Source organism: Pleomorphomonas sp. JP5 (genome assembly GCF_023721815.1).
Taxonomy (GTDB): domain Bacteria; phylum Pseudomonadota; class Alphaproteobacteria; order Rhizobiales; family Pleomorphomonadaceae; genus Pleomorphomonas.
In genome coordinates this window covers 48,059-71,100 of sequence record NZ_JAMDLI010000004.1, presented here as the reverse complement: position 1 = coordinate 71,100, position 23,042 = coordinate 48,059, and the positions used below count along the sequence as shown (strand labels likewise).

The window sequence follows — 23,042 nt, the reverse complement described above, 5'->3', positions numbered from 1 at the left end:
ACCTTAGGAAGGAAAGGCCATGAAGAAGTTTCTCAACGATCCCAAGGATTTCGTCGACGAGATGCTCGAGGGCATCTACGCCGCCCATCCTGACGTGACCTACACCAACGATGACAAGCGCTGCTACGTCACGGCTCATCCCAAGAAGGGCAAGGTGGGTATCGCCACCGGCGGCGGCTCCGGCCATCTGCCGTTGTTCCTGGGCTATGTCGGCGACGGCATGCTCGACGGTTGCGCGGTCGGCGGCGTGTTCCAGTCGCCGAGCTCCGATCAGATGTACGAAGTGACCAAGTACATCGACCAGGGCGCCGGCGTTCTCTACATTTACGGCAACTACACAGGCGACATCATCAACTTCGACATGGCCGCCGAGATGGCGGATGTCGACGGCATCCGCGTGACGTCGGTGGTGGGCAACGACGATGCCGCTTCGTCGGTCGTCGGCGAGGAGCACAAGCGGCGCGGCGTCGCCGGCATCTTCTTCGTCTACAAGGCGGCCGGTGCCGCGGCGGCCGAGGGGCTCGACCTCGACGAGGTCACTCGCCTTGCCGACAAGGCGCGCCTCAACACCCGCACCATCGGCGTCGCCCTGTCCAGCTGCGTCGTGCCGGAAGTGGGCCATGCGACTTTCTCGCTCGGCGAGGACGATATGGAGATCGGCATGGGGATCCATGGCGAGCCGGGCATCAGCCGCCGGAAGCTGGAGCCGGCCGACGCGGTGGTCGACGAGATGATGGACCGCATCTTCAAGGAACAGGACTATGGCAAGGCCGGCGAAGTGGCCGTGCTGGTCAACGGTCTTGGCGGCACGCCGCGCGAAGAGCTCTACATTTTCTACCGCCGCGTCTCGCAGCTGTTTGCCGCCCGCAACGTCAAGGTCAAGCATGTGTGGATCGGCGAGTTCGCCACCGCCATGGAAATGGCGGGCGCCTCGATCTCCGTCCTCAAGCTGGATCCCGAGCTCGATCGTCTGATGGCGGCGCCGGCGCGCACGCCGTTCTTCACGCACGTCGGTCGGTGAGGAGAGGGCGATGCAGGCTTTGACAGCCAATGACGTGGTGGGGCTGTTCGCGGCTCTGGAGAAGACGTTCGCCGATCAGCGCGAGTTTCTGATCGCGCTGGACGGCAAGGTCGGCGACAGCGATCTCGGCATCACCATGAGCAAGTCGTTCGCCGCCGCCCACGCAGCGGTCGCCGCTGCGACGGACGGCTCGGTCGGCAAACTGTTCAGCAAGGCCGGATTGTCGATCGCCAAGGCGGCTCCCTCGACCATGGGCACGCTGACGGCCACCGGCTTCATGCGGGGTGGCAAGGCGGTGGACGCGGCAGAGACGATCGGGACCGCCGAGATGGCCGCCTTCTGGCGCGCCTATCGCGATGGCGTCCAGGAGCGCGGCAAGGCCAAGGTCGGCGACAAGACGGTGCTCGACGTGCTCGACCCGGTCGCCGTCAGCCTTGAGGCGGCCGCCGCAAGCGGCAAGTCGCTCGAGGCGGCCCTCGCGGAGGCCTCGGAGGTCGCCGCCAAGTCGCTCGAAGCCACCAAGCTCCTCGTCGCCCAGCACGGCAAGGCGGCGGCGTTCCAGGAAAAATCGCGTGGCTTGCAGGATGCGGGTGCGACGGTCGCCATGTTCATCGTCGACACCATGGCCGCGTTCGTTAAGGCGGGCTGACACTTCCTCCGAGTGTCAGGGCAGAAAAGCCGGGGCATAAGCGTGCCCCGGCTTGACGCGTTTTGGGACGGATCTTTGCGCCGTTACTTCTTCGGCGGCACGTAGTCGGCCGGGGTCGCGTCGGTGATGCGACCGTCGGTGTAGGGCTTGTAGGGGTTGTGGGTGGTCAGGTACTCGGCCACCACGTCCTCGAGGTTCGGACCGTAATCGTAGGCGTTGACCGCCTTGGTGGCGAAGGTCTTGAAGCCGTCGCCGCCGCCGCGCACGTAGTTGTTGGTGACGACGCCGTAGGTCTTGGCCGGGTCGAGCGGCACGAATGCATCGCCTTCCTTCACCTCGACGGAGGTGACGCGGCTGCCGACCGGCTTCGAGCGGTCGAACGTATACTTCAGGCCGGACACTTGCGGGAAGCGGCCGGCGCCTTCGTCGACCTGGCTGACGCCATTCTCCAGCGCTTCCTTGATGCCGGCGCCGTCGATCTGGAAGGTGGCGACGGTGTTCTGGAACGGCAGCACGGTCAGCACCTCGCCCATGGTGACGTCGCCGGCGTCGATCGACGCCCGGAGGCCGCCGCCGTTGGCGATGGAGATGGTGATGCCCTGGCTGGCGACGCGGTCGAGCGCGGCGTCGGCGACGAGGTTGCCCATGGAGCATTCGACGGCGCGGCAGGACTTGCGGTCGCCGTCGATGGTGTCGGCGGCCGAGCCGACCACCTTGGCCTTCAGTTCCTCGAGCGGCTTGCCCAGTTCCTTGACCCGCGCGGCGTAGCCCTCGTCCGGCGTCACCGAGGCGTCGAGCAGGATCGGCGCGCCCTTGGTGGCGGTGACGACGCCCCGGTCGTTGAAGTTGACGGTGAGGTCGCCGAGATACTTGGAATAGGCGTAGGCGGTGACGATAGGCACCTGTACGCCCGACGGGCCCTTCACCAGCGTCGGATAGGGGCCGGACGCCTTCTCGTCGGTGGACGACAGGTAGGTATGGCTGTGGCCGCCGACGATCACGTCGATGCCGTCGACCTTGGCCGCGATTTCCTGGTCCTTGACGTAGCCGACGTGGGTGAGGGCGACGATCTTGTTGACGCCTTCGGCCTGGATCTCCTTCACCGCCTTCTGAAGATAGGCGATCTCGTCCTCGAAGGTGGTGTCCTTGCCGGGCGAGGAGGTCTCGGCGGTATCGGTCGCCAGCACCGAGACGACCGCGACCTTCTCGCCGCCGATCTCCTTGATGACGTAGCCCTTGTACTTGCCGTCGAGCAGCGAACCCTTCGACGAGATTGTGTTGCCGGAGATGATCGGGAACTTCACCGCGCCGATCAGCTTGTCGAGCTCCTCCGGGCCGTCGTCGAACTCATGGTTGCCGATGGCCATGGCGTCGAAGCCGATACCGTTCATGAACTCGGCGACCGGGCCGCTCTTGAACTTGCTGTAGTAGAGCGAGCCCTGGAACTCGTCGCCGGCATCGAGCACCAAGAGGTTGGCGTCCGCCAGCTCCGCGCGCTTGGCGTCGATGGCGCTCTTCACGCGGGCGATACCGCCGAAGCATTCGCCCGCGTCGCTCTCCTTGGCCGAGCAGGTGGAGTCGTATTTGTTGATGGGCTCGATGCGGGAGTGAAAGTCGTTGATATGCAGGATGGTGAGCTGGAAGTCGGCCAGCGCCGTGCCGGCCGAAAGCGCCAGTGCGCCGGCCGAAAGAATGCCGATGGCCAGTCTTTTCGTCATGCTCCTGTCTCCCCGTTCATGCTGCGCCGGCCGTGTGGCGCGGTCGCTCAGGCAATCTTGGCGTGTTCCGCCTGTCGGCTTCAAGCCATGGCGGGCAGTTTTGCACGGCGAGGATCGGTTTTTATGACAGGGAGCCGCCTCCAGTCGCCGGAGACCGAGCCTTGGTGGCTAGCTCGTGGTCTCGGTACGGGCGTGTTCCTGCCCGGCCAGCATCTCGGAGGAGTCGAGCACGGCTGCGACGTCCGGCTCGTGATCGCCGAGCATGGCCGCGACGCGCTCCAGCGAGGCGATCAGCATGGCCTGCTCCCAATCCCGTAGCGCCATGAACTGCTTGTGGAACTGGGCATGGGCTCCGTCCGGGGAGATGGCGAGGGCCTTCTGGCCGGCCGCGGTCAACGACAGCCACACCTGACGCCGGTCGTGCTCGCCCCGGCGACGCTGGATCATGCCCATCGCCTCGAGCTTCTGGAGCAGGACGGTGGTCGTCGCCTGGGTGATGCCCATGCGCGCGGCGATCTGGCCGGCCGTCTGCTCGTGCCCCTCGTCGAGGATCTGCATGAAAATGAGCTGAGAGGGAGTGAGGCCGGTTTCCCGCATCACCTGCTTGCTGTTGAGCTCTGTCGTTCGCAGGATCCTGCGCATCGCGGTCAAGGCTCGTTTGGTCAGGTCTTCCAAATTGGCACCCGTATCGATCGTTGCGGCGATCATATCCCGCAAACCTGTCAAACCCAAGCTGATAGCCAAAAGTCTATATCGTTAGATTCAGCTAATTATATGGTCTTATCGCAGGGCATTAATGGTGCGTGTATGAAATTTGTATATCGCCTTAAGTTGCTATTTCCCTTGGCATATGGCGCTATTTTGAGGTTTCGCATAAGGGGTTTGGCGGATCGAAGGGTTGACACTTAGTTTGATATAGCTAAATTGTCTGCATGGTTTATGGCGATTTTGGTTTGATTGCTCTGGCGGTGGCGCGCGAAAATGCCTCGCCTCTGGTCAGGGCGCCACGGGCCGACGACGGACCTTCCGTCTGGAGGCTGATCGACTCGACGCCGTCGCTCGATAGGAACTCGCTCTACTGCAACCTGTTGCAGTGCAGCCATTTCGCACAGACCTGCGCCATCGCCGAACTGAATGGCGAGGTCGTGGGGTGGTTGTCGGGCTACGTGCCGCCGGGGCGGGACGACACGCTGTTCGTCTGGCAGGTTTGCGTTGGGCGGAAGGCGCGCGGGCAGGGTGTGGCCAAGGCGCTCATCGGTGAGGTTCTCGGCCGCGATGCCTCCAGGGGCATCCGCTACCTCGAGTGCACGATCACCGAGGACAATGCCGCTTCATGGGCGCTGTTCGGTTCGGTTGCCCGAGCCATGGGCGCTCAGATCCAGCGTTCCGAGCTTTTTTCGCGGGATACGCACTTCGATGGCACGCACGACAGCGAAATGGGCGTGACCATCGGACCGTTCGAGCGGGGACAGATCGCAGGGTTGAAGGCGTAACGCGCCCTCAACCCGCCGTTCCCGCCCATCAAGACCACAGGAGGCCCCGACCAATGACAGCATCTGCAAGCGTGACGCCCCTTGCCACGTTCGACCGCGTCGAGAGCCGGGTAAGATCTTACTCGCGCAGCTTTCCCGAGATGTTCAACCGAGCGCAGGGCGCGACCCTCTACGATATCGCGGGCAACGCCTACACCGATTTCCTCGCCGGTTGCTCAAGCCTGAACTATGGGCACAACGACCCCGACCTCAAGGCGGCGCTGATCGACTATGTCGCCAGCGACGGCATCGCGCACGGGCTCGACATGTTCACGAGCGCCAAGAAGCGGTTTCTCGACAGGTTCGAGCGTTTCATTCTCAAGCCGCGCGGGCTCGACCATCGGGTGCAGTTCACGGGGCCGACCGGCGCCAACGCGGTGGAGGCCGCGCTCAAGCTGGCGCGCAAGGTCACCGGCCGAGACAACGTCATTTCCTTCACCAACGGCTTTCATGGCGTGACTCTGGGCGCATTGGCTGCGACCGGCAACGGCAAGCACCGGGGCGGAGCGTCGACGCCGTTGTCTGGCGTCACCCGGGCGGCCTTCGACGGCTATTACGGCCCCGACATCAATACCGCCGATCTTCTGGACAGCCAGTTGTCCGATCCCTCCAGCGGCATCGACGCGCCGGCGGCCATCATCGTGGAAACGGTGCAGGGCGAGGGCGGGCTCAACGCGGCGTCCCCGGAATGGCTGCGCCAGATCCAGGACATCGCCCGTCGTCATGGGGCGCTGTTCATCATCGACGACATCCAGGCGGGCTGCGGCCGTACCGGCGGGTTCTTCTCGTTCGACGGCATGGGCCTGTCGCCCGACATCATCACCATGGCCAAGTCCCTGTCGGGCATGGGGTTGCCGCTGGCGGTGGCGCTGATCAAGCCGCAATACGACATCTGGAAGCCGGCCGAGCACAACGGCACCTTCCGGGGTAACAACCATGCCTTCGTCACGGCGGCGGCGGCGCTGGAGAAGTTCTGGGCCGACGACGGCTTTGCCGGAAAGGTCGCCGAGAAGGCGGATTATCTTGCCCGCCGCCTCGAAGCCATCGCCGATGACTACGGTCTGCGCGTCAAGGGGCGCGGCATGATGCTGGGCATCGAGACCGGCAGTGGCGAGCAGGCCTCCGCCATCTGCAAGCGATGCTTCGAGAACGGTCTGATCATCGAGACTTCCGGCAGCTTCGACGAAGTCGTCAAGGTGCTCGCCCCGCTCACCATTACCAAGGCCGAACTCGCCGCCGGCCTCGATGTCCTGGAAGCGGCCTTCGGCTCGGTCGCGGGATCGCACCGGGCGGCGGCCGAGTAAGGGAGAAAAAGAAAAATGATCGTCAGAGATCTCACCGAGGCGCGCAACACCGATCGTCTGGTCAAGGCCGATGGCTGGGACAGCACGCGTCTGCTGCTGGCGGGCGATGCCATGGGCTTCAGCTTCCACATCACCCGCATCCACGCGGGAACCAGCCACGTCTTCCACTACAAGCACCACTTCGAGAGCGTCTACTGCGTCTCGGGCGAAGGGACCATCGAAGAGCTCGATACCGGGGTCGTTCACCAGATCCGGCCGGGCGTCATGTACGCGCTCGATCTCCACGATCGACATCGCCTGTCGGCCAAAAGCGAAATGGTCATGGCCTGCTGCTTCAACCCGCCGGTGAGCGGCCAGGAAGTCCATCGCGCCGATGGCTCCTACGCTCCCCTTGAAGACGCGTGAGCCTGTCCCGCTTTCCAATCGAACAACGAAAGGCGTCGACATGACATTACCAGCCATCAACAACGCCAATCACGACGACTATCCGACCCGCTTGCCGCAGGAACGCTGGCTTGAGCGGAAGGACCCCACCGTCTGGCGGCAATGGAGCCCGGAAGCGCCGTTGACCCGCGCGGAGATGCAGGCGTTCGACAAGAACGGATTCCTCATCCTCGAAAACGTGTTCTCCGAAACGGAGATCGCCGCTCTGCAAGGGGAGTCGGCGGGGCTTCGCTCGGGCGGCGCCGGCCTGGCGCCGGAGGACGTCATCACCGAGCCGGATTCCGACGAGGTCCGCACCGTGTTCCGTCTCGACGAGCAGAGCGCGCTGTTCGCCCGTCTCGCGCGCGATCGGCGCGTCGCTGGCCGCGTCAGCTTCCTGCTGGACGACGACGTCTATCTGCACCAGTCGCGTCTCAACTATAAGCCCGGCTTCACCGGCAAGGAGTTCTACTGGCACTCCGACTTCGAGACTTGGCACGCCGAGGACGGCATGCCGCGCATGCGAGCGATTTCGGCCTCGATCCTGCTGACCGACAACGGCCCGCTGAATGGACCGCTGATGCTCATCCCCGGCTCGCACCGGACCTTCGTGGCTTGCGCCGGCGAGACGCCGGAGGACAACCACAAGACTTCGCTGAAGCGGCAGGAAATCGGCGTGCCGTCCCACGAGAGCCTGGCCCGGATGGCCGAGCAGTTTGGCATCGACTATGCCGCCGGCCGCGCCGGCACGGTGATCCTGTTCGACTGCAACACCCTGCACGGCTCGAACGGCAACATCACGCCGTTCCCGCGTTCGAACGCCTTCTTCGTCTACAACGCATGGTCCAACCGTCTCGGCGCTCCGTTTGCCGCCAAGGCGCCTCGGCCGGCGTTTCTGAGTTCGCGTGATCCGCAGGCGCCGCTCGCCATTGAGAGCGGCGAGCTGGGCTGACCATTTCGAGTGATGACCAATAAAGGCAGCGCTTCCCTTGTCGGGGCAGCGACTGAGAACCCATGACCGAGACGAACATGAGCCATACCGTTGAGAAGATCGGCGGCACCTCGATGTCCCGAACCGGAGAGCTGCTGGATACCGTGCTGATCGGCGATCGCACGGGCGCGGCGCTCTACAACCGAATTTTCGTGGTGTCGGCCTATGCCGGTATCACCAACGCGCTCCTGGAGCACAAGAAGACCGGCAAGCCGGGGGTCTACGCCCTTTTCGCCGACGCAGACAAGGGAGCCGCCTGGGCCGATGCCCTGACCGGCGTCGCCGACCAGATGCGTTCGCAAAACGAGCGAATCTTCACCGACCCCAACGACCGCCGGATCGCCGACGGTTTCGTTCACGAGCGGGTCGAAGGCGTCCGCTCGTGCCTTGTCGACCTCAGGCGTCTTTGCTCGTCGGGTCACTTCCGGCTCGACCAGCACCTGCTGACCGTCCGCGAAATGCTGGCCTCGCTCGGAGAGGCGCACTCGGCCTTCAACACCACGCTGCTGCTCGATCGGCGCGGGATTCGGTCGCGCCTCGTCGACCTCACGGGCTGGCGCGACGATCGCCAGTTGCCGCTTGACGAGGTGATCGAGCACGCCTTCACCGATGTCGACCTTGCTTCCGAGCTCCCCATCGTCACCGGCTATGCGCAGTGCCGCGAGGTGCTGATGGGCACCTACGACCGGGGCTACAGCGAGGTCACCCTGTCGCGGGTGGCCGTGGTCACCGGCGCGCGCGAGGCGATCATCCACAAGGAGTTCCACCTCTCCTCGGCCGACCCTTGCGTGGTTGGGCTGGAGAGCGTGCGGGTCATCGGCGAGACCAACTACGACGTGGCCGACCAGCTCTCCAACCTGGGCATGGAGGCGATCCATCCGCGCGCCGCCAAGGGGCTGAGGCAGGCCGGCATTCCCCTTCGCGTCAAGAACGCCTTCGAGCCCGATCACGAGGGAACGGTGTTTCGCGCCGACCTCGGGGCCGGAGCGCCGCAGGTGGAGATCGTCACCGGCATCCGCAACGTCTTCGCCTTCGAGTTCCACGACCAGGACATGGTGGGGGTGAAGGGTTACGACTCGGCGATCCTCGATGCGCTGAAGCGGCACAAGGTGGGCATTCTGTCCAAGACGTCGAATGCCAACACCATCACCCATTTCCTCAAGGGCAAGGCGAAGGCGATAGAGGCGGTCAAGGCCGACCTCGCCAGGGCCTTCCCGACTGCCCAGATGACCCTGCGCAAGGTGTCGCTCGTGTCGGCCATCGGCCGCAACATCGGCGACATCTCGATCCTGACCAGCGCCATCGGCGTTCTGGCGTCGGCCGGCATCTGTCCGCTCGGCGTGCATGATCTCATCCGCAAGGTCGACCTGCAGATCATCGTCGAGCCGGCCGATTTCGAGGCGGCGATATCGGCCCTGCACAAGGGGCTGGTCGAGGACTGGGCGCTGACGGAGCCAGTGCAGCTATCCGCGGTCGCCTGACCGCTGCCGGTCGCCGCCGACGGGGCGCGGCCGGACATTTCCTATCCCAACACAGGAGGATGACATGAACATCTTGAGCAAGACGGCCATGCTGGCGGTTTCGACGCTGGCTCTCGTGGCGGTGGCCGGCGCGGCCAGCGCCGCGTCGCTTGAAAAGATCCGCGAGGCGGGGACGATCCGCATCGCCGTCGCCAACGAGATCCCCTACGGCTACGTCGATCCGAAAGGCGAGGCAATGGGCGCCGGACCCGATGTCGCCAAGGCCCTGATGAAGGATCTCGGCATCGAGAAGATCGAGTGGGTCACCACCAACTTCTCCTCGCTCATTCCGGGGCTCAAGGCCGATCGCTTCGACATGGTCGCCGCCGAAATGGCGATCCGGCCGGACCGCTGTGGCCAGGTGCTGTTCTCGGAGCCCAACACGTCCTATGGCGAAGGGCTGCTGGTGGCCGAGGGCAACCCCAAGGACATTCACGCCTATGCCGACTTCGCCGCCAAGCCGGAGCTGAAGGTCGCCATCATGGCCGGCGCCGATCAGCTGGAGATGATGCAGAAGCTGGGCGTGTCCGAGGGCAACCTGGTGACGATCGCCTCCAATGCCGACGCCATCTCGACGGTGTCGACCGGCCGCGCCGACGCCTACGCCGCCACCGGCCTGACCGTCAGCGGTCTTGCCAAGCAGGGCAAGGGCGTCGAGGTCGCCGGCAAGTTCACCGATCCGGTCATCGATGGCGAGGCGGTGCGCAGCTGGGGTGGTTTCACCTTCGCCATGGGCAACGAAGAGCTTCGCGATGCCGTCAATGACTCCCTCGCCAAGTTCAAGAAGACGCCCGAGTGGTCCAAGGTCCTGACCGGTTACGGCTTTACCCAGGCCGATGTCGACGGTTCGGGCATGCACACGACGGCCGAGCTCTGCGCGGCCAAGTAGCCTCATTCTCCCGAGAGCTGCCTTGGGCGGGTGCTACGGCGCCCGCCTTTGGCGCGTTACCCCTTTGGAGCAGAGTTCGGTCCGTTGCATCGGATCGACGCTCCAAGATTTGTTTTGAAGCATCATCTTATCGATCCTCGCGACACTCCGGTCGGATGATGCCCAAGTAGGCTGGATCAATTCATGCAATTGACAGACTATATTGAGCCCCTGATGCAGGGCGCCTGGGTCACCGTCCAGTTGACGCTGTATTCGACGGTCCTGGGCGCCGTGTTGGCCTTTGCCTCCGGTATCGGCAAGCTTTCCCGCCATCGGACGATCAACGCCATTTGTGTGGCCTATATTGAACTCTTTCGTGGAACGTCGCTGCTGGTTCAGCTTTTCTGGCTGTACTTCGCCTTGCCGCTGGCCGGCAGTGCGATCGGCATCGATCTGCGGCTTCCCCCCGTTCTCGCCGGCGTTCTGGCGCTCAGCCTCAACATTGGCGCCTATGGCGCCGAGGTGGTTCGGGGCGCCATCGCGTCCGTCCATCCCGATCAGCGCGAAGCGGCTCGGGCGCTGAACTTCACAGAGCGGCAGACGCTGTGGGACATCGTGATCCCGCAGGCCATTCCGGAGATGATGCCGCCCTTCGGCAATCTCGCCGTTCAGAATCTCAAGGACACCGCGCTGGTGTCCCTCATCAGCCTGGGCGACCTGACGTTCAGGGCCGAGCAGATCCGCAACTACACCCAGGACAGCACCACGATCTACTCGATGCTGCTGGCGATGTACTTCGGCATGGCGCTGGTTCTCACCGTTCTGATGCGCGGCCTGGAACGCTACGTCACGCGTTGGCGCAGGGCGAGGAGCTAGGCCATGTTGTTCGGATTCGAATGGGACCTTTCGAGCCCGGCGACCTACGCCGCCTCGATCCTGCCGATCCTCTTGATCGGAATGTGGGTGACGATCCAGGCAACGGTGATCGGCTTTGCCGTGGCGTTGGCGCTGGGACTGATCTGGGCCGTGCTGAAGGCGGCTCCGTTCCGGGTCATCTCCTGGCCGGCGTCGCTCATGACCGAGTTCATCCGGGATACGCCGCTGCTCGTCCAGCTGTTCTTTCTCTATTACGTGCTGCCCGAATACGGCATCGTCTTGCCCGCCTTCATGACGGGGACGCTGGCGCTCGGCATCCAGTACAGCGCCTATACCTCGGAGGTGTATCGCGCCGGGATCGAAGCGGTGGCCAAGGACCAGCACGAGGCGGCGCGCGCGCTGAACCTCTCGGCGTCCCGCACCTTCACCCACATCGTCGTGCCGCAGGCCGTGCCGCGCATCGTGCCGGCCATGGGCAACTATCTCGTCTCGATCATGAAGGACGTGCCCGTGCTGTCGGTGGTGACGGTGCTGGAGATGCTCAACGTCGCCAAGATCGTCGGCGACAGGACGTTCAACTATCTCGTGCCGCTCTCCATGGTCGGCGGCCTTTATCTGGTCATGACGCTGGTCGCGTCGGCGGGCGTGCGCCTGCTCGACGGCTGGCTGCCCAAGCAGGGGATACCCTTGAAATGAACGACCCCATCATCAAGTTCGACAAGGTCATCAAGCGCTTCGGCGATTTGACCGTGCTCGACGAACTCGACTTCGAGGTCGGGCGCGGCGAGAAGGTGTCGATCATCGGTCCATCCGGCTCGGGCAAGTCCACCGTGCTGCGCATCCTGATGACCCTCGAAGGCATCGAAGGCGGCGTGGTCACGGTGAACGGCGAGCCGCTCTGGCACGAACAGGGGCCGGACGGGCTCAAGCCGGCCAGCGAGGCGCATCTGCGCAAGATGCGCGCCCAGCTCGGCATGGTGTTCCAGCAGTTCAACCTGTTCCCGCACATGACGGTGCTCCGCAACATCACCGAGGCGCCGGTCAAGGTGCTCGGGCTCAGCAAGGCTGAAGCCAGGGAGCGGGCCGAGGAGTTGCTTGAACTCGTCGGTCTCGCCGATCAGGCGCAGAAGTACCCGCATCAGCTGTCCGGCGGCCAGCAGCAGCGCGTCGGCATCGCCCGGGCGCTCGCCATGCGGCCGAACGTCCTGCTGTTCGACGAGCCGACGTCGGCGCTCGATCCGGAACTGGTCGGCGAGGTGCTCACCGTCATCGGCCGGCTGGCCGAGGAGCACGACCTGACCATGCTGCTGGTCACCCACGAGATGCGCTTCGCGCGCGAGATCTCGGACCGCGTCTGCTTCTTCGACCAGGGCCAGATCCGTGAGGAGGGCGCGCCCGAAGAGCTGTTCACCGACCCCAAGGAGGACCGTACCCGCGAGTTCCTGAAGGCGGTTCTGGATTAACGCACTCGCGGTCCGGTCACGCCTTTTCGAGGAAGCTGTCCACCACCCGTTTCTGGCCGGCCTTGTCGAAGTCGACGGTGACCTTGTTGCCGTCGACGGTGGAGACCGTGCCGGGCCCGAACTTGACGTGGAACACCCGGTCGCCGACGCCGAACTTCGGCGCGCCCGATACCACCGACTTGGCGATCAGTTCGCCCTCGATCAGCTTGGGCTGGCTGCGTCCATAGGATGACTGCGACGGCGCCGAGAAGCCACCACGGCCGCCAGCGGCGGCCTTCTGGGCCTTCTGGGCGCGCTGCCAACCGGGCGTCTCGTAGTTGGACTGGAAGCGATCGACGCTGTCGAAGCGGGAGGCGCCGTAGGGGTTCTGCCTGCCGAAGGACGAGCCGTAGCCGCCGTAGGCGCTGCCGGTTTCCTTGATCTCGACATGGGCGGCTGGCAACTCGTCGAGGAACCGCGAGGGGATCGACGACTGCCACGAGCCGTGGATGCGTCGGTTCGAGGTGAACCAGATCAGGCAATGCTTCTTGGCGCGCGTCAGGCCGACATAGGCAAGGCGCCGCTCTTCCTCGAGGCCAGACCTGCCGCCTTCGTCGAGGGCGCGCTGGTGCGGGAACAGGCCTTCCTCCCAACCGGGCAGGAACACCGTGTCGAACTCCAGGCCCTTGGCCGAATGCAGCGTCATGATGGACACGGCGTCGAGTTCCTCGCCGCTGTCGCGGTCCATGACCAGCGAGATGTGTTCGAGGAAGCCTTCCATGCTCTCGAACTCGTCCATGGAGCGGATGAGCTCCTTGAGGTTCTCGAGCCGGCCCGGCGCTTCGGCCGAACGGTCGTTCTGCCACATGGCGGTGTAGCCGCTCTCGTCGAGGATCAGTTCGGCGAGTTCGGTGTGCTTCATCGCCGGCACGAGGTCTCGCCAGCGCTCGACGCTTTCGAGGAAGTCGCGCAGCGACGTGCGCGTCTTGCCCTTGAACTCCTCCGTGGCGACCAGTTGCCGCGTCGCTTCGGTGAGCGGCACGCTCTCCGCGCGGCCGTAGTCGTGCAGGGTGCGGACGGAGGTGTCGCCGATGCCGCGGCGCGGCGTGTTGACGATCCGCTCGAAGGCGAGGTCGTCGGCCGGCTGCATGACGATGCGGAAATAGGCGAGGGCGTCGCGGATCTCGGCCCGCTCATAGAAACGAGGGCCGCCGATGACGCGATAGGGAATGCCGGAGGTGACGAAGCGATCTTCGAACTCGCGCATCTGGAAAGAGGCGCGAACGAGGATGGCGATATCGTTCAGCGCCGTGCCCGACCGCTGGTACCGCTCGATCTCGTCGCCGATCGAACGGGCTTCCTCTTCGGAGTCCCAGGCCGAGGCGACGAACACCTTGTCCTCGTCGTCGGCCTGCGGCAGGTCGGTGAACAGCGTCTTGCCGAGCCGCGCCTCGTTGTGGGCGATGAGGTGCGAGGCGGCGCCGAGAATGTGGGCGGTGGAGCGGTAGTTGCGCTCCAGCCGGATCACCTTGGCGCCGGGGAAGTCGCGCTCGTAGCGCAGGATGTTGTCCACCTCGGCGCCGCGCCAGCCGTAGATCGACTGGTCGTCGTCGCCGACGCAGCAGATGTTGTGCGAGCCCTGGGCGAGGAGGCGCAGCCAGAGATACTGGACGACGTTGGTGTCCTGATACTCGTCGACCAGGATGAAGCGGAACCGCTTGTGATAGTCGGCGAGAACGTCGGGGTTCTGGCGCAGGAGCGTTACCGCTTCGAGCAGCAGGTCGCCGAAGTCGACCGCATTGAGTACCTTGAGGCGCGCCTGATAGGCGGCGTAGAGCTCGCGCCCCAAGCCGTTGACATAGGCGCGCGCCTCGCCCTCGGGAATGTCGGCCGGGCGAAGGCCCTTGTTCTTCCAACCGTCGAGGGCCGAGGCGAACTGCCGCGCCGGCCAGCGTTTCTCGTCGATGCCTTCGGCCTGGATCAACTGCTTGATGAGGCGAAGCTGGTCGTCGGTGTCGAGAATGGTGAAGTTGCTTTTGAGGCCGACCAGTTCGGCGTGCTTCCTCAGCATGCGGACGCCGATGGAGTGGAAGGTGCCGAGCCAGGGCATGCCCTCGACGACGCCGCCGACCAGTTGGCCGACGCGCTCCTTCATCTCGCGCGCCGCCTTGTTGGTGAAGGTCACCGCCAGGATCTGCGAGGGAAAGGCCCGCCGCGTCGCCAGTATATGGGCGATGCGGGTGGTCAGGACGCGCGTCTTGCCGGTGCCGGCGCCGGCCAGCACCAGCACGGGACCATCCAGCGCCTCAACCGCCTCGCGCTGCTCGGGGTTCATGCCGCTGAGATAGCCGACGGCGCCACCGGAGGGGCGGGCGGCGGCTATGGCGCGGGCGGCGATGCCGAGCGAAGGAGAGGCGTCGAAGTCGGTATCGTCGTGATTCTGGGAAGCAGTCATGACGAGAACAATAAAGCAACGAAGCGACGGGCGCGAGAGTGTCGTGTCTCCACCGTCGACCGATCTCGGGTGGGGCGCGTTGGGTTAATGGAAGGTAGTTTCCTTGGTATTTTTCACTAACGTCGTGTAGTTTCTGAAATGGTCCAAGGAAAGCCTATGTTTTCGGTTTTGTTCTGAACCGTATTTGCGGAGACTAGAAAGGGAGTTTCCGGTTTTCGTTTACCGGTCCTTCAAGGATTGGGCGCCAAATCGTCTCGTTGGCCGCCGATCAGGCCTTTTCTCCAAGGAGAGAGGACATGAAGATGACCTCCGATGGGACGCTTACCGCAATCAACACTTATTTCATCGGAGTGCCTCCGGCCAATGTCGGCCGCGCAATGGCGGTGAATGCCGAGGACGCTGACAATGAGGCCTGGCGGCTCGAGCCCGGCCACTATCTCGATACGGCGGGCGGCCTCGTCGCTGCCACGCCGGAACTGGCCTCGCTGGCCATCTCCTGGTCGCGTGGCTGAGGGCATGCATAGAAATCCTGTCGGCCGGGCTTCCGGCCTCGATTTCCGTGCCTGCGGCGCCCACCGCACCAAGGACGTTGGCGACGAGGCGTTCTCGCCGCCGATGCCCTGGCTGTCTCCACGGCGCAAGACGGCGCGGCACTTCTGTCCGGTCTGCGCTGACCCGCTGAGAAGAGGTTCTCGCCTGAAGCAACCTTCAGCACGCTCGGACGCGTTGCTCGTTTAGGCTCGTCAGGGGCAAGGCCTGTTGGTATTGCCAGCTTGGCTTTTCCAAAATGCTTTGCCGGCCGGATCGAGATGTCCGGCCGGCAAAGCATTAAAGGCCCTTGATCCGGTCGAGCCAGGCGTCCTCGTCGATCACCTCGATGCCGAGTTCGGACGCCTTGGCGAGTTTCGAGCCGGCGCCGGGGCCGGCCACCACCAGATCCGTTTTTTTCGACACGGAGCCCGCCACCTTGGCGCCGAGACGCTCGGCCGTCGCCTTGGCCTCGTCGCGCGTCATCTTCTCCAGCGAACCGGTGAAGACCACGGTCTTGCCGGCCACCGGGCTGTTGGTGGTGACCGGCGCCTCGGCATCGAGCGGCATTATCTTGCCAAGCAGCGCGTCGATGGCCGTGAGGTTGTGGTCCTCGCCGAAGAAATCGGTCAGCGCCTCGACCACCACGGCGCCGACGCCGTCGATGGCGTCGAGCTCGGCCAGCGTTTCCGGGTCGCGCGCGGCCACCTTCTTCATGGCGTCGTAGAAATGGCTCCACGATCCGTAGGCGCGGGCGAGCAGCTTGGCGTTGCCTTCGCCGATGTGGCGGATGCCCAGGCCGAAGATCAGCCGGTGCAGATCGATCCGCCGCCGCGCCTCGATGCTCTCGAACAGGTTGCGCACCGATGTCGCGCCAAAGCCGGGTAGGTTGGCGAGGCGCTTGAGGCCTTTGGCCTCACGCTCGGCCAGCGTGAAGATGTCGACCGGCGTGCGGATAGAGAGGTTGGCATCGTCTTGCGCGTGGAAGAACTCGATCTGCTTGTCGCCGAGGCCCTCGATGTCGAAGGCTTGGCGCGAGACGAAGTGCTTCAGGCTCTCCACCTGCTGGGCCGGGCAGATGAGGCCGCCGGTGCAGCGGCGCACGGCGTCGGTCTTGCCGGTCTTCTCGTTGGTGTCGCGCACGGCATGGCTGCCGCAACGCGGACATAGTGTGGGGAAGGCATAAGGCAGCGTGTCGGCGGGGCGCTTGTCGATCAGCACGTCCACCACTTGCGGGATGACATCGCCGGCCCGCTGGATCACCACGGTGTCGCCGACGCGGATGTCACGGCCGTCGCGCAACGGCAGGCCGTCCTGGCCGATGCCCTTGATGTAGTCCTCGTTGTGCAGCGTGGCGTTGGAAACGACGACGCCACCCACCGTCACCGGTTCCAGTTTGGCGACCGGCGTCAACGCGCCGGTGCGACCGACCTGGATCTCGATGGCCTTGACGGTGGTGGAGGCGCGCTCGGCGGGGAACTTGTGGGCGGTGGCCCAGCGCGGCGAGCGCGAGCGGAAGCCGAGCCGTTCCTGTAGCGCGAGGCTGTTCACCTTGTAGACGACGCCGTCGATGTCGTAGCCGAGATCGGCGCGCTGGCTTTCGATCAGCCGGTAGTGGGCGAACAGCTCTTCTTCGGAATGGCAGAGCACCATCAGCGGGTTGACCGGGAAGCCCCAGTCGGCAAAGCGCTTCACGGTGTCATACTGGGTCGAGGCCAGCGGCTCGGAGAGGTCGCCCCAGGCATAGGCGAAGAAGCTGAGCGGTCGGCCGGCCGTCACCTTCGGGTCGAGCTGGCGGAGCGAGCCGGCGGCGGCGTTGCGCGGATTGGCGAACAGCTTGCCGCTCTCGTTCATCATCCGCTCGTTGAGGGCGGCGAAGTCGGCCTTCTTCATGTAGACCTCGCCGCGCACCTCGACGACGTCGGGCGCGCCGGCCGGCAGTTCCTCGGGGATATCGGCAATGGTGCGCACGTTGGCTGTGACGTTCTCGCCGGTTGTGCCATCGCCACGCGTCGCCGCCGTGACGAGACGGCGATCCACGTAGCGCAGCGACATCGAGAGGCCGTCGATCTTGGGCTCGGCGGTGAAGACGGGCGTTTCGCTGGCGCCGAGGAAGCTCTTCACCTGCTTGACGAAGTCGTGGAGGTCGGCCTCGCTGAACAGGTTGTCGAGCGACAGCATCGGCTTGACGTGACGGACCTCGGTGAAGGCATCGGACACCGGCGCGCCCACCTTGAGCGACGGCGAATCGGTCCTGACCAGTTCGGGAAAGCGCGCCTCGATCTCGCGGTTGCGGGCGCGCAGCGCGTCATAGTCGGCGTCCGAGATCTCCGGCGCGTCGTTGGCGTGATAGAGCCGGTCGTGGCGGGCGATCTCGGCGGAAAGGCGCTCAAGTTCGGCGGCGGCCTCGTCCTGGGTGAGGTCGCCTGTGGGAATGGCGTTGGTTTCGGCCGACATCGCGCGTCTCCGTTGGGCTCATACCGGTGTCGGTTAAAGCCGAATATTCGGGCGGGGCGCAAGGTCTCAGACGGTGCGGACAACCGCCGTCACCAGTGAAAGGGGGCGGCGTTGACGGTCGCCGCGCTTCGGTGCGGGCTCCCATGAGCCATACCGCCGAAGGGTGGGGTCGGGGCGGGCGAAAAGCCGCTTTCACCCCCGCCGTAATGGTGAACTATGTCTTAATCCCCGTTTCCCTGTGGCGCTGCGATTTGCTAAGTCTTTGGGAGAGGGGCGGACGGCGCCATGGTGCGAACCTTGCAGGGCGGCGTGAGAGTTTATCGGAGCATCGCGCGGCCGGACGTGGGGCGCGCCAACGTCTCCGAAGTGGGTTTACGGGAGCCAAGACGCTGAATTCGTTGTATTTCGGTATCGGATTCACGGTCATCCTGGCGCTCCTCGTGGCGCTGGTCGGACCGCTGTTTGTCGATTGGACGGCCTACCGGGCCGCTTTCGAGACGGAGGCGGCGCACGTTCTGGGACACAAGGTGTCCGTTCGCGGGACGGCCGACGCCAGCCTGCTGCCCTATCCCTCGCTCTCCTTCTCCGATGTGGTGATCGGCGACGATCCCAACGCGCCGCTGATGACGGTCGGTCGCTTCAACATGGAGATCGAGCTGTTCCCGCTGCTGTCGGGCGAGATCCACGTCACCGAAATGCAGGTGGTGCAACCCGAGCTCAACGTTCGCATCGACGAAAACGGCGCCTTCGAATGGATGGCGGCCGAAGGCGGCATCGGCATCAATCCCAGCCGGGTGATGCTGTCGGGCGTCGATATCGAGGACGGTCGTCTCGTCATTGCCGATGCGCGTCACAGCCTGCCGGTGGTGGTCGACGGCATCAAGGCCCGTCTCGACGCGCCGGCGTTGGCCGGCCCCTACAAGGTCGAGGGCACGGCGCGGACCGGCGGCGATACCTTCACTATCAAGGCGGCGACGGGCGCCGCCGATGGCAGCGGCGCCTTCGCGCTCAAGGCCAACGTTCGCTCGGCGATCCATCCGGTGGCGGCCACCTTCGATGGCCAGCTCAAGTTTGCCAATCATCGGCCGACCTGGGCGGGCAAGGCGACGCTCGACCGGGTGATCGCCAAGGAAGACAAGGCGACCTTGCCCTGGTCGCTTTCCGCCGATCTCGACGTTTCCAACCGGGCGGTGCTGGCCAAGACGCTGGAGTTCCGCTACGGGGCGGAAGAGCGGCCGTTCACCATCTCCGGCGCGGCGACGCTGGATCTGGCGGCGGTGCCGAGCTTCGAGGCGGTGCTGTCGGCCCGCCAGATCGATCTCGACCGCACACTGGGCGCGGGGCCGGACAAGCCGGTTTCCCTTGATGGCGCGCTCGCCGCCTTCGGCGCGGCCATCGCCGGCCTGCCGGTGCCGAGCGTCCCCGGTCGCATCGGCTTCGATATTCCCGGCCTGGTGGTCGGCGGCAGCATCATTTCCGATCTCAGGGCCGATCTCGTGACCGCCGCCTCGGGCTGGACCATCGACACGCTGGAAGCGACGCTGCCGGGCAAGTCGTCGCTCACGGCCCATGGCCGGCTCGCCACGGCGCCGACCATCGGTTTCGAGGGCGATGTATCGCTCGCCTCCGAGCAGCCGGCGACGCTGATCGGCTGGTGGACGCCAAACCGGCCGAAGGTCGGCCTGGACCCCTTCCAGATCTCCGCCAAGGTGATGGCCTCGGCCGACGGCTTGCGGCTTGACGAAGTCGAGGCCCACCTCGACGAGGGGCGTATCAGCGGCTCGCTCGACTTCACGCCGGGCGTGGCCGGTCGCAAGCCGCGCCTGACGCTGGCGCTCGATGCCGATCAGCTGAGGCTCTCCGACGTGCAGACGGTGGCCGGCCTCGCGACGGGGCAGGGCGCCGGGGCCGATGTGGTGGTCAAGGCGGCCGTCGGCGCGCTGATCGCCGGCGATACCCGGGCCGAGGGCTTCGACGTGTCGGCCTCGCTCATCGACGCCACGCTTGACGTCGATCGCCTGTTCGTCCGCTCGCTGTCCGGCGCCCGCGTCACGGCGGCCGGCACCGTCCGCGACGTGACGACGACGCCCGACGGCTCGATCCAGATGCGCGTCTCGGCCGAAAAGCTGGACGGCATCGCCGACCTCGTCCGCGCTCTCGCACCCAACACGCCATTGGTTGGGTTCGTGCGCGATGCCGCCCCCCATCTCGGGCCGACCAGCCTGGAGGGCACCGTGCTCGCCAGGGCGTCGGGCGAGGGGACCGACATCAAGGTGGAGCTGAACGGTTCGGCGGCGGCCACCGACATTCGCGGCGAACTCGCCTTCAAGGGGCGCATCGACGCCTGGGACGCCGCCGACATGTCCGCCGACGTCAGCCTGACGGGGCCAGATGGCGCCGAGCTGATGCGCCAGTTCGGTCTGGCCGTGCCGGATGTCGACCGGCCGGGCGAAGGCAGCGTGACCCTGTCCGCCATGGGCAAGTCGAAGGACGGTCTTGCCGTGGTGCTGCGCGGCGCCATGGGGCCGACCGAGGTGACGCTCAACGGATCGGCGACGCTGGCGCGCGGCGCGGCGCCGGGCGCGGAGCTAGACCTCGACCTGAAGTCGCCCGACGTCGGGTCTCTCTTGGTGCTGTCGGGCAACATCGTCCAGGGCGTCATGCGGTCGACGCCGGCCGACGTTTCCGCCCACCTGTCGATCGGCAACCGCAAGGTTCTGGTCAATCGCATCGAGGGCAAGCTCGACGAGGTGCCGACGGTCGGCGACATTTCCATCGACTTCGCGCCAGCCGTGCCGAAGGTGACCGGCACCCTGTCCTTCGACGAAGGATCGCTGGCCGGGCTCGGCGAGGCCATCCTGGGGCCGGCCGTCTTCGATTTCCCGATCGTTCAGAGCCGCAATCCCTGGCCGGAGGCGCCCTTCGGGGCAGCGTTGATCGACGGCTTCGACACCGATCTTGCCCTCAACTTCGGACGTTTCGACATCGAGGGCGGACCGGCGGCCAAGAGCGTGTCGCTATCGCTGTCCAGCAATGCGTCCGGCACCGGGCTCGACGGCATCAAGGCGACGCTGGCCGGCGGCAAGCTTTCCGGCGACCTGATGATCAAGCGCGATCTCGACGGCACGGCCGGCGTTTCCGGCACGCTGCGCCTCGACGGCGCCGCGGCCGAGGAGTTCGCCTGGCGGCGCGAGGGCCGGCCGCTGGTGACCGGCGCCTTGGGTGTCGACGTCCAGATCAACGCCACCGGCCGGACGCTGGCCGGCTGGATGTCCTCGCTCACCGGCGGCGGCAGCTTCTCGCTCCGGGAGGGGCGGCTCGCCCACATGACGACGCGGGCGTTCGGGCAGGTGATCCGGCTGGCGGACGCCGGCAAGGACCTCAGCGAGGATCGCATCCGGCAGGCCTTCACCGATAACGTCGACATGGGCGATCTCGCCTTCGAACGGCTTGATGCCGCCTTCACCCTGGCTGGCGGGACGCTTCGGGCGCCCAACATCGTGGTGACGACGAAGGATGGCGCAAGCTCCGGTTCGGCCACGGTGGACATCGCCCGCCTGACCGTCGACAGCGAATGGCGCCTGTCCCACGACCTCGGAGACGCGGCGGCCGGCGCCGGCGTGCCGCAGGTGTCGGTGCTGTTCAAGGGGGCGATCGCCAACCCGTCCCGTCGCGTCGACGTCACGGCCTTCGCTTCCTATCTCGGCATCCGCGCGCTCGAAAAGGAGACGCAGCGCGTGCTGACGATGCAGGCCGACATCCTCGAGCGCGAACTCCTGTCGCGCCAGGTGCTTCGCGACCGTGAGGCGCTGGATCGCCGCAATCGCCTGATGCTGGAGGCGCGCGAGCGCGCCGCGGCGGCGGCTCTGGCGGAGAAGGCCAAGGCGGCGGCGCTCCTGGCCGCCCAGAAGGCGAAGGCGGACAGGGAAAAGGACAAGAAGGCGGCGGGCGACCCGCTCGACGCCATCGGCAAGATCCTGGAAAATGCCGCACCGGCGGCGCCTGGCGCCAAACTGAAACAGTTGCCAAGCTCCGACGTCGGCCTGCCGCCGGGCGGCGTGACGGAGACTGCCCCATGAGTTCATCGCCTTCCCGCCTCGGCCGTCACGCCCGTCGCCCCAAGCCGACCACGCGCGCCGCCACGCCCGACGACATCGAGGTGATCGCCGGCTTCATTCGCTCGCTCGCCGCTTACGAGAACCTGTCCGAAAAGATGGTGGCGACGCCGGAGGACTACGCGGCCGCCTTCTTCGGCGACAATCCGCGCGTGTTCTGCGAACTCGGCTTCATCGGCGACAAGCCGGCGGGCATCGCCGTCTGGTTCTATTCCTTCTCGACCTTTCTCGGGAGGCATGGGCTCTACCTTGAAGACATCTTCGTCGATCCGGCGTCGCGCGGGCAGGGTGTCGGCAAGGCGTTGCTCGCCAGGCTGGCCCGGCGCTGCGTCGACGAGGGGCTCGGCCGTTTCGAATGGACCGTGCTCGACTGGAACAAGTCGGCCATCGATTTCTATGCCGCCATGGGGGCCCCGCTCAACGATGCCTGGGTGCCGGTGCGCATGACGGGCGAAGCCATCGAAAAACTGGCGAAGGAGTGTCCGTGAGCCGCCCCCTTTTCGACATCGTCGTCGCCATGGCCGAGAACGGCGTCATCGGTCGCGACGGCGCCATGCCGTGGCATCTCTCCACCGACCTCAAGCACTTCAAGGCGCTGACCCTCGGCCGCCCCATGGTCATGGGGCGCAAGACCTTCGAGTCGATCGGCAAGCCCCTGCCGGGCCGCGAAACCTTCGTGGTGTCGCGCGATCCGGCGTTCCTGCCAGATGGCGTCACCGTGCTCGCCGATCTCGACGCGGCGCTCGGCGCGGCGGCGGCAAGCGCCGAGGCGAAGGGCGCGCCGTCCTTCGTGGTGGCTGGCGGCGGCGTTCTCTACGCGGCGACGATCGAACGGGCCGACCGGCTTTTCGTCACCCGTGTCGCCGCGTCTCCCGAGGGCGACACCCGCTTTCCGGCCATCGATCCGGCCTTGTGGGAGCTCGCAGACAGCGAGCCGATGGTGCGCGGCGAGCGCGACAGCGCCGACGCCGTTTTCGAGGCGTGGGTTCGTCGCCGCTGACCGCGCCGAAAGAATCACGCCGAGACGGTTGATAGCAGCTCTGTCACACCCCAAATGGCGATTGAACTCTGCGCGCGTTGAAGAGCGGGGCGTTGCCTCTTATGATCGCCGCCAGACCAAGCCGGAGCGTTTCCCGTTGGACA

The 23,042-nt window shown here is 65.7% G+C and carries 19 protein-coding genes; 15 read left to right on the top strand and 4 right to left on the bottom strand.

Annotated elements, in window-relative coordinates; translation table 11 throughout:
• Positions 1-19 precede the first annotated feature (19 nt).
• Positions 20-1,021, top strand: coding sequence for a dihydroxyacetone kinase subunit DhaK (locus M4J40_RS04575; RefSeq protein ID WP_251752485.1), 1,002 nt, complete (start codon positions 20-22; stop codon positions 1,019-1,021).
• A gap of 10 nt (positions 1,022-1,031) precedes the next feature.
• Positions 1,032-1,670: a dihydroxyacetone kinase subunit L gene (locus tag M4J40_RS04570; RefSeq protein ID WP_251752484.1), complete on the top strand. Its 639-nt coding sequence runs from the start codon at positions 1,032-1,034 to the stop codon at positions 1,668-1,670.
• An 83-nt stretch (positions 1,671-1,753) separates the two neighbouring features.
• On the opposite strand, the gene M4J40_RS04565 is transcribed toward M4J40_RS04570, so the two are convergent.
• Both M4J40_RS04565 and M4J40_RS04560 read right to left on the bottom strand, forming a co-directional pair.
• Positions 1,754-3,388, bottom strand: coding sequence for a bifunctional UDP-sugar hydrolase/5'-nucleotidase (locus M4J40_RS04565; RefSeq protein ID WP_251752482.1), 1,635 nt, complete (start codon positions 3,386-3,388; stop codon positions 1,754-1,756).
• Between the two features lie 168 nt (positions 3,389-3,556).
• Positions 3,557-4,030, bottom strand: a complete 474-nt coding sequence (locus M4J40_RS04560; protein WP_251752480.1) for a MarR family winged helix-turn-helix transcriptional regulator — start codon at positions 4,028-4,030, stop codon at positions 3,557-3,559.
• Positions 4,031-4,341: 311 nt separating this feature from the next.
• Here M4J40_RS04560 and ectA point away from each other — a divergent pair, with 311 nt between their 5' ends.
• The 9 genes from ectA to ehuA all read left to right on the top strand — a co-directional run bounded on the left by ectA (position 4,342) and on the right by ehuA (position 12,365).
• Complete coding sequence (gene ectA / locus M4J40_RS04555; protein ID WP_251752479.1) at positions 4,342-4,881, top strand: diaminobutyrate acetyltransferase; 540 nt, start codon at positions 4,342-4,344, stop codon at positions 4,879-4,881.
• Between the two features lie 53 nt (positions 4,882-4,934).
• Positions 4,935-6,224 (top strand): diaminobutyrate--2-oxoglutarate transaminase, encoded by a 1,290-nt coding sequence (ectB, locus tag M4J40_RS04550; RefSeq protein ID WP_251752477.1) that lies wholly within the window; start codon positions 4,935-4,937, stop codon positions 6,222-6,224.
• A 15-nt stretch (positions 6,225-6,239) separates the two neighbouring features.
• Positions 6,240-6,629, top strand: coding sequence for an ectoine synthase (locus M4J40_RS04545; protein ID WP_251752475.1), 390 nt, complete (start codon positions 6,240-6,242; stop codon positions 6,627-6,629).
• A gap of 40 nt (positions 6,630-6,669) precedes the next feature.
• Positions 6,670-7,599: an ectoine hydroxylase gene (gene thpD / locus M4J40_RS04540; RefSeq protein ID WP_251752473.1), complete on the top strand. Its 930-nt coding sequence runs from the start codon at positions 6,670-6,672 to the stop codon at positions 7,597-7,599.
• 77 nt (positions 7,600-7,676) lie between these two features.
• The gene (locus M4J40_RS04535) at positions 7,677-9,119 is read left to right on the top strand and encodes an aspartate kinase (protein ID WP_251752471.1); all 1,443 of its coding nucleotides are present in this window, start codon (positions 7,677-7,679) and stop codon (positions 9,117-9,119) included.
• Between the two features lie 64 nt (positions 9,120-9,183).
• Positions 9,184-10,047: an ectoine/hydroxyectoine ABC transporter substrate-binding protein EhuB gene (gene ehuB / locus M4J40_RS04530; protein ID WP_251752469.1), complete on the top strand. Its 864-nt coding sequence runs from the start codon at positions 9,184-9,186 to the stop codon at positions 10,045-10,047.
• Positions 10,048-10,230: 183 nt separating this feature from the next.
• Positions 10,231-10,902: an ectoine/hydroxyectoine ABC transporter permease subunit EhuC gene (gene ehuC / locus M4J40_RS04525; RefSeq protein WP_251752467.1), complete on the top strand. Its 672-nt coding sequence runs from the start codon at positions 10,231-10,233 to the stop codon at positions 10,900-10,902.
• Between the two features lie 3 nt (positions 10,903-10,905).
• On the top strand, positions 10,906-11,598 hold the full coding sequence (ehuD, locus tag M4J40_RS04520) for an ectoine/hydroxyectoine ABC transporter permease subunit EhuD (RefSeq protein ID WP_251752465.1): 693 nt from the start codon (positions 10,906-10,908) through the stop codon (positions 11,596-11,598).
• On the top strand, positions 11,595-12,365 hold the full coding sequence (ehuA, locus tag M4J40_RS04515) for an ectoine/hydroxyectoine ABC transporter ATP-binding protein EhuA (protein WP_251752463.1): 771 nt from the start codon (positions 11,595-11,597) through the stop codon (positions 12,363-12,365). Before ehuD ends, ehuA begins: the two co-directional genes overlap by 4 nt.
• Positions 12,366-12,381: 16 nt before the next feature.
• Here the strand turns inward: ehuA and M4J40_RS04510 are convergent, their stop codons facing one another.
• Positions 12,382-14,799, bottom strand: a complete 2,418-nt coding sequence (locus M4J40_RS04510; RefSeq protein WP_251752461.1) for an ATP-dependent helicase — start codon at positions 14,797-14,799, stop codon at positions 12,382-12,384.
• A gap of 296 nt (positions 14,800-15,095) precedes the next feature.
• On the opposite strand from M4J40_RS04510, the gene M4J40_RS04505 reads away from it, so the two are divergent.
• Entirely contained in the window at positions 15,096-15,311 is a 216-nt protein-coding gene (locus M4J40_RS04505) for a hypothetical protein (protein ID WP_251752459.1), read from the top strand.
• A 316-nt stretch (positions 15,312-15,627) separates the two neighbouring features.
• Here M4J40_RS04505 and ligA read toward each other — a convergent pair whose 3' ends face one another.
• The gene (gene ligA, locus M4J40_RS04500) at positions 15,628-17,784 is read right to left on the bottom strand and encodes an NAD-dependent DNA ligase LigA (protein ID WP_251752458.1); all 2,157 of its coding nucleotides are present in this window, start codon (positions 17,782-17,784) and stop codon (positions 15,628-15,630) included.
• A gap of 398 nt (positions 17,785-18,182) precedes the next feature.
• Here ligA and M4J40_RS04495 point away from each other — a divergent pair, with 398 nt between their 5' ends.
• From M4J40_RS04495 to M4J40_RS04485, 3 genes are read left to right on the top strand one after another with little or no spacing between them, the layout of a single operon-like run.
• Complete coding sequence (locus tag M4J40_RS04495) at positions 18,183-21,863, top strand: AsmA-like C-terminal region-containing protein (RefSeq protein ID WP_251752457.1); 3,681 nt, start codon at positions 18,183-18,185, stop codon at positions 21,861-21,863.
• Positions 21,860-22,387: a GNAT family N-acetyltransferase gene (locus M4J40_RS04490; protein WP_251752456.1), complete on the top strand. Its 528-nt coding sequence runs from the start codon at positions 21,860-21,862 to the stop codon at positions 22,385-22,387. Before M4J40_RS04495 ends, M4J40_RS04490 begins: the two co-directional genes overlap by 4 nt.
• Positions 22,384-22,899, top strand: coding sequence for a dihydrofolate reductase (locus M4J40_RS04485; RefSeq protein WP_251752455.1), 516 nt, complete (start codon positions 22,384-22,386; stop codon positions 22,897-22,899). Before M4J40_RS04490 ends, M4J40_RS04485 begins: the two co-directional genes overlap by 4 nt.
• The last annotated feature ends 143 nt before the right edge of the window (positions 22,900-23,042 follow it).

Excerpts from the sequence above, each read along its gene's own strand:
- M4J40_RS04575 (WP_251752485.1), top strand. The coding sequence starts at position 20 with ATGAAGAAGTTTCTCAACGATCCCAAGGATTTCGTCGACGAGATGCTC.
- M4J40_RS04570 (WP_251752484.1), top strand. The coding sequence starts at position 1,032 with ATGCAGGCTTTGACAGCCAATGACGTGGTGGGGCTGTTCGCGGCTCTG.
- M4J40_RS04565 (WP_251752482.1), bottom strand. The coding sequence starts at position 3,388 with ATGACGAAAAGACTGGCCATCGGCATTCTTTCGGCCGGCGCACTGGCG.
- M4J40_RS04560 (WP_251752480.1), bottom strand. The coding sequence starts at position 4,030 with ATGCGCAGGATCCTGCGAACGACAGAGCTCAACAGCAAGCAGGTGATG.
- ectB (WP_251752477.1), top strand. The coding sequence starts at position 4,935 with ATGACAGCATCTGCAAGCGTGACGCCCCTTGCCACGTTCGACCGCGTC.
- M4J40_RS04545 (WP_251752475.1), top strand. The coding sequence starts at position 6,240 with ATGATCGTCAGAGATCTCACCGAGGCGCGCAACACCGATCGTCTGGTC.
- thpD (WP_251752473.1), top strand. The coding sequence starts at position 6,670 with ATGACATTACCAGCCATCAACAACGCCAATCACGACGACTATCCGACC.
- M4J40_RS04535 (WP_251752471.1), top strand. The coding sequence starts at position 7,677 with ATGAGCCATACCGTTGAGAAGATCGGCGGCACCTCGATGTCCCGAACC.
- ehuB (WP_251752469.1), top strand. The coding sequence starts at position 9,184 with ATGAACATCTTGAGCAAGACGGCCATGCTGGCGGTTTCGACGCTGGCT.
- ehuC (WP_251752467.1), top strand. The coding sequence starts at position 10,231 with ATGCAATTGACAGACTATATTGAGCCCCTGATGCAGGGCGCCTGGGTC.
- ehuD (WP_251752465.1), top strand. The coding sequence starts at position 10,906 with ATGTTGTTCGGATTCGAATGGGACCTTTCGAGCCCGGCGACCTACGCC.
- ehuA (WP_251752463.1), top strand. The coding sequence starts at position 11,595 with ATGAACGACCCCATCATCAAGTTCGACAAGGTCATCAAGCGCTTCGGC.
- M4J40_RS04510 (WP_251752461.1), bottom strand. The coding sequence starts at position 14,799 with ATGACTGCTTCCCAGAATCACGACGATACCGACTTCGACGCCTCTCCT.
- M4J40_RS04505 (WP_251752459.1), top strand. The coding sequence starts at position 15,096 with ATGAAGATGACCTCCGATGGGACGCTTACCGCAATCAACACTTATTTC.
- ligA (WP_251752458.1), bottom strand. The coding sequence starts at position 17,784 with ATGTCGGCCGAAACCAACGCCATTCCCACAGGCGACCTCACCCAGGAC.
- M4J40_RS04490 (WP_251752456.1), top strand. The coding sequence starts at position 21,860 with ATGAGTTCATCGCCTTCCCGCCTCGGCCGTCACGCCCGTCGCCCCAAG.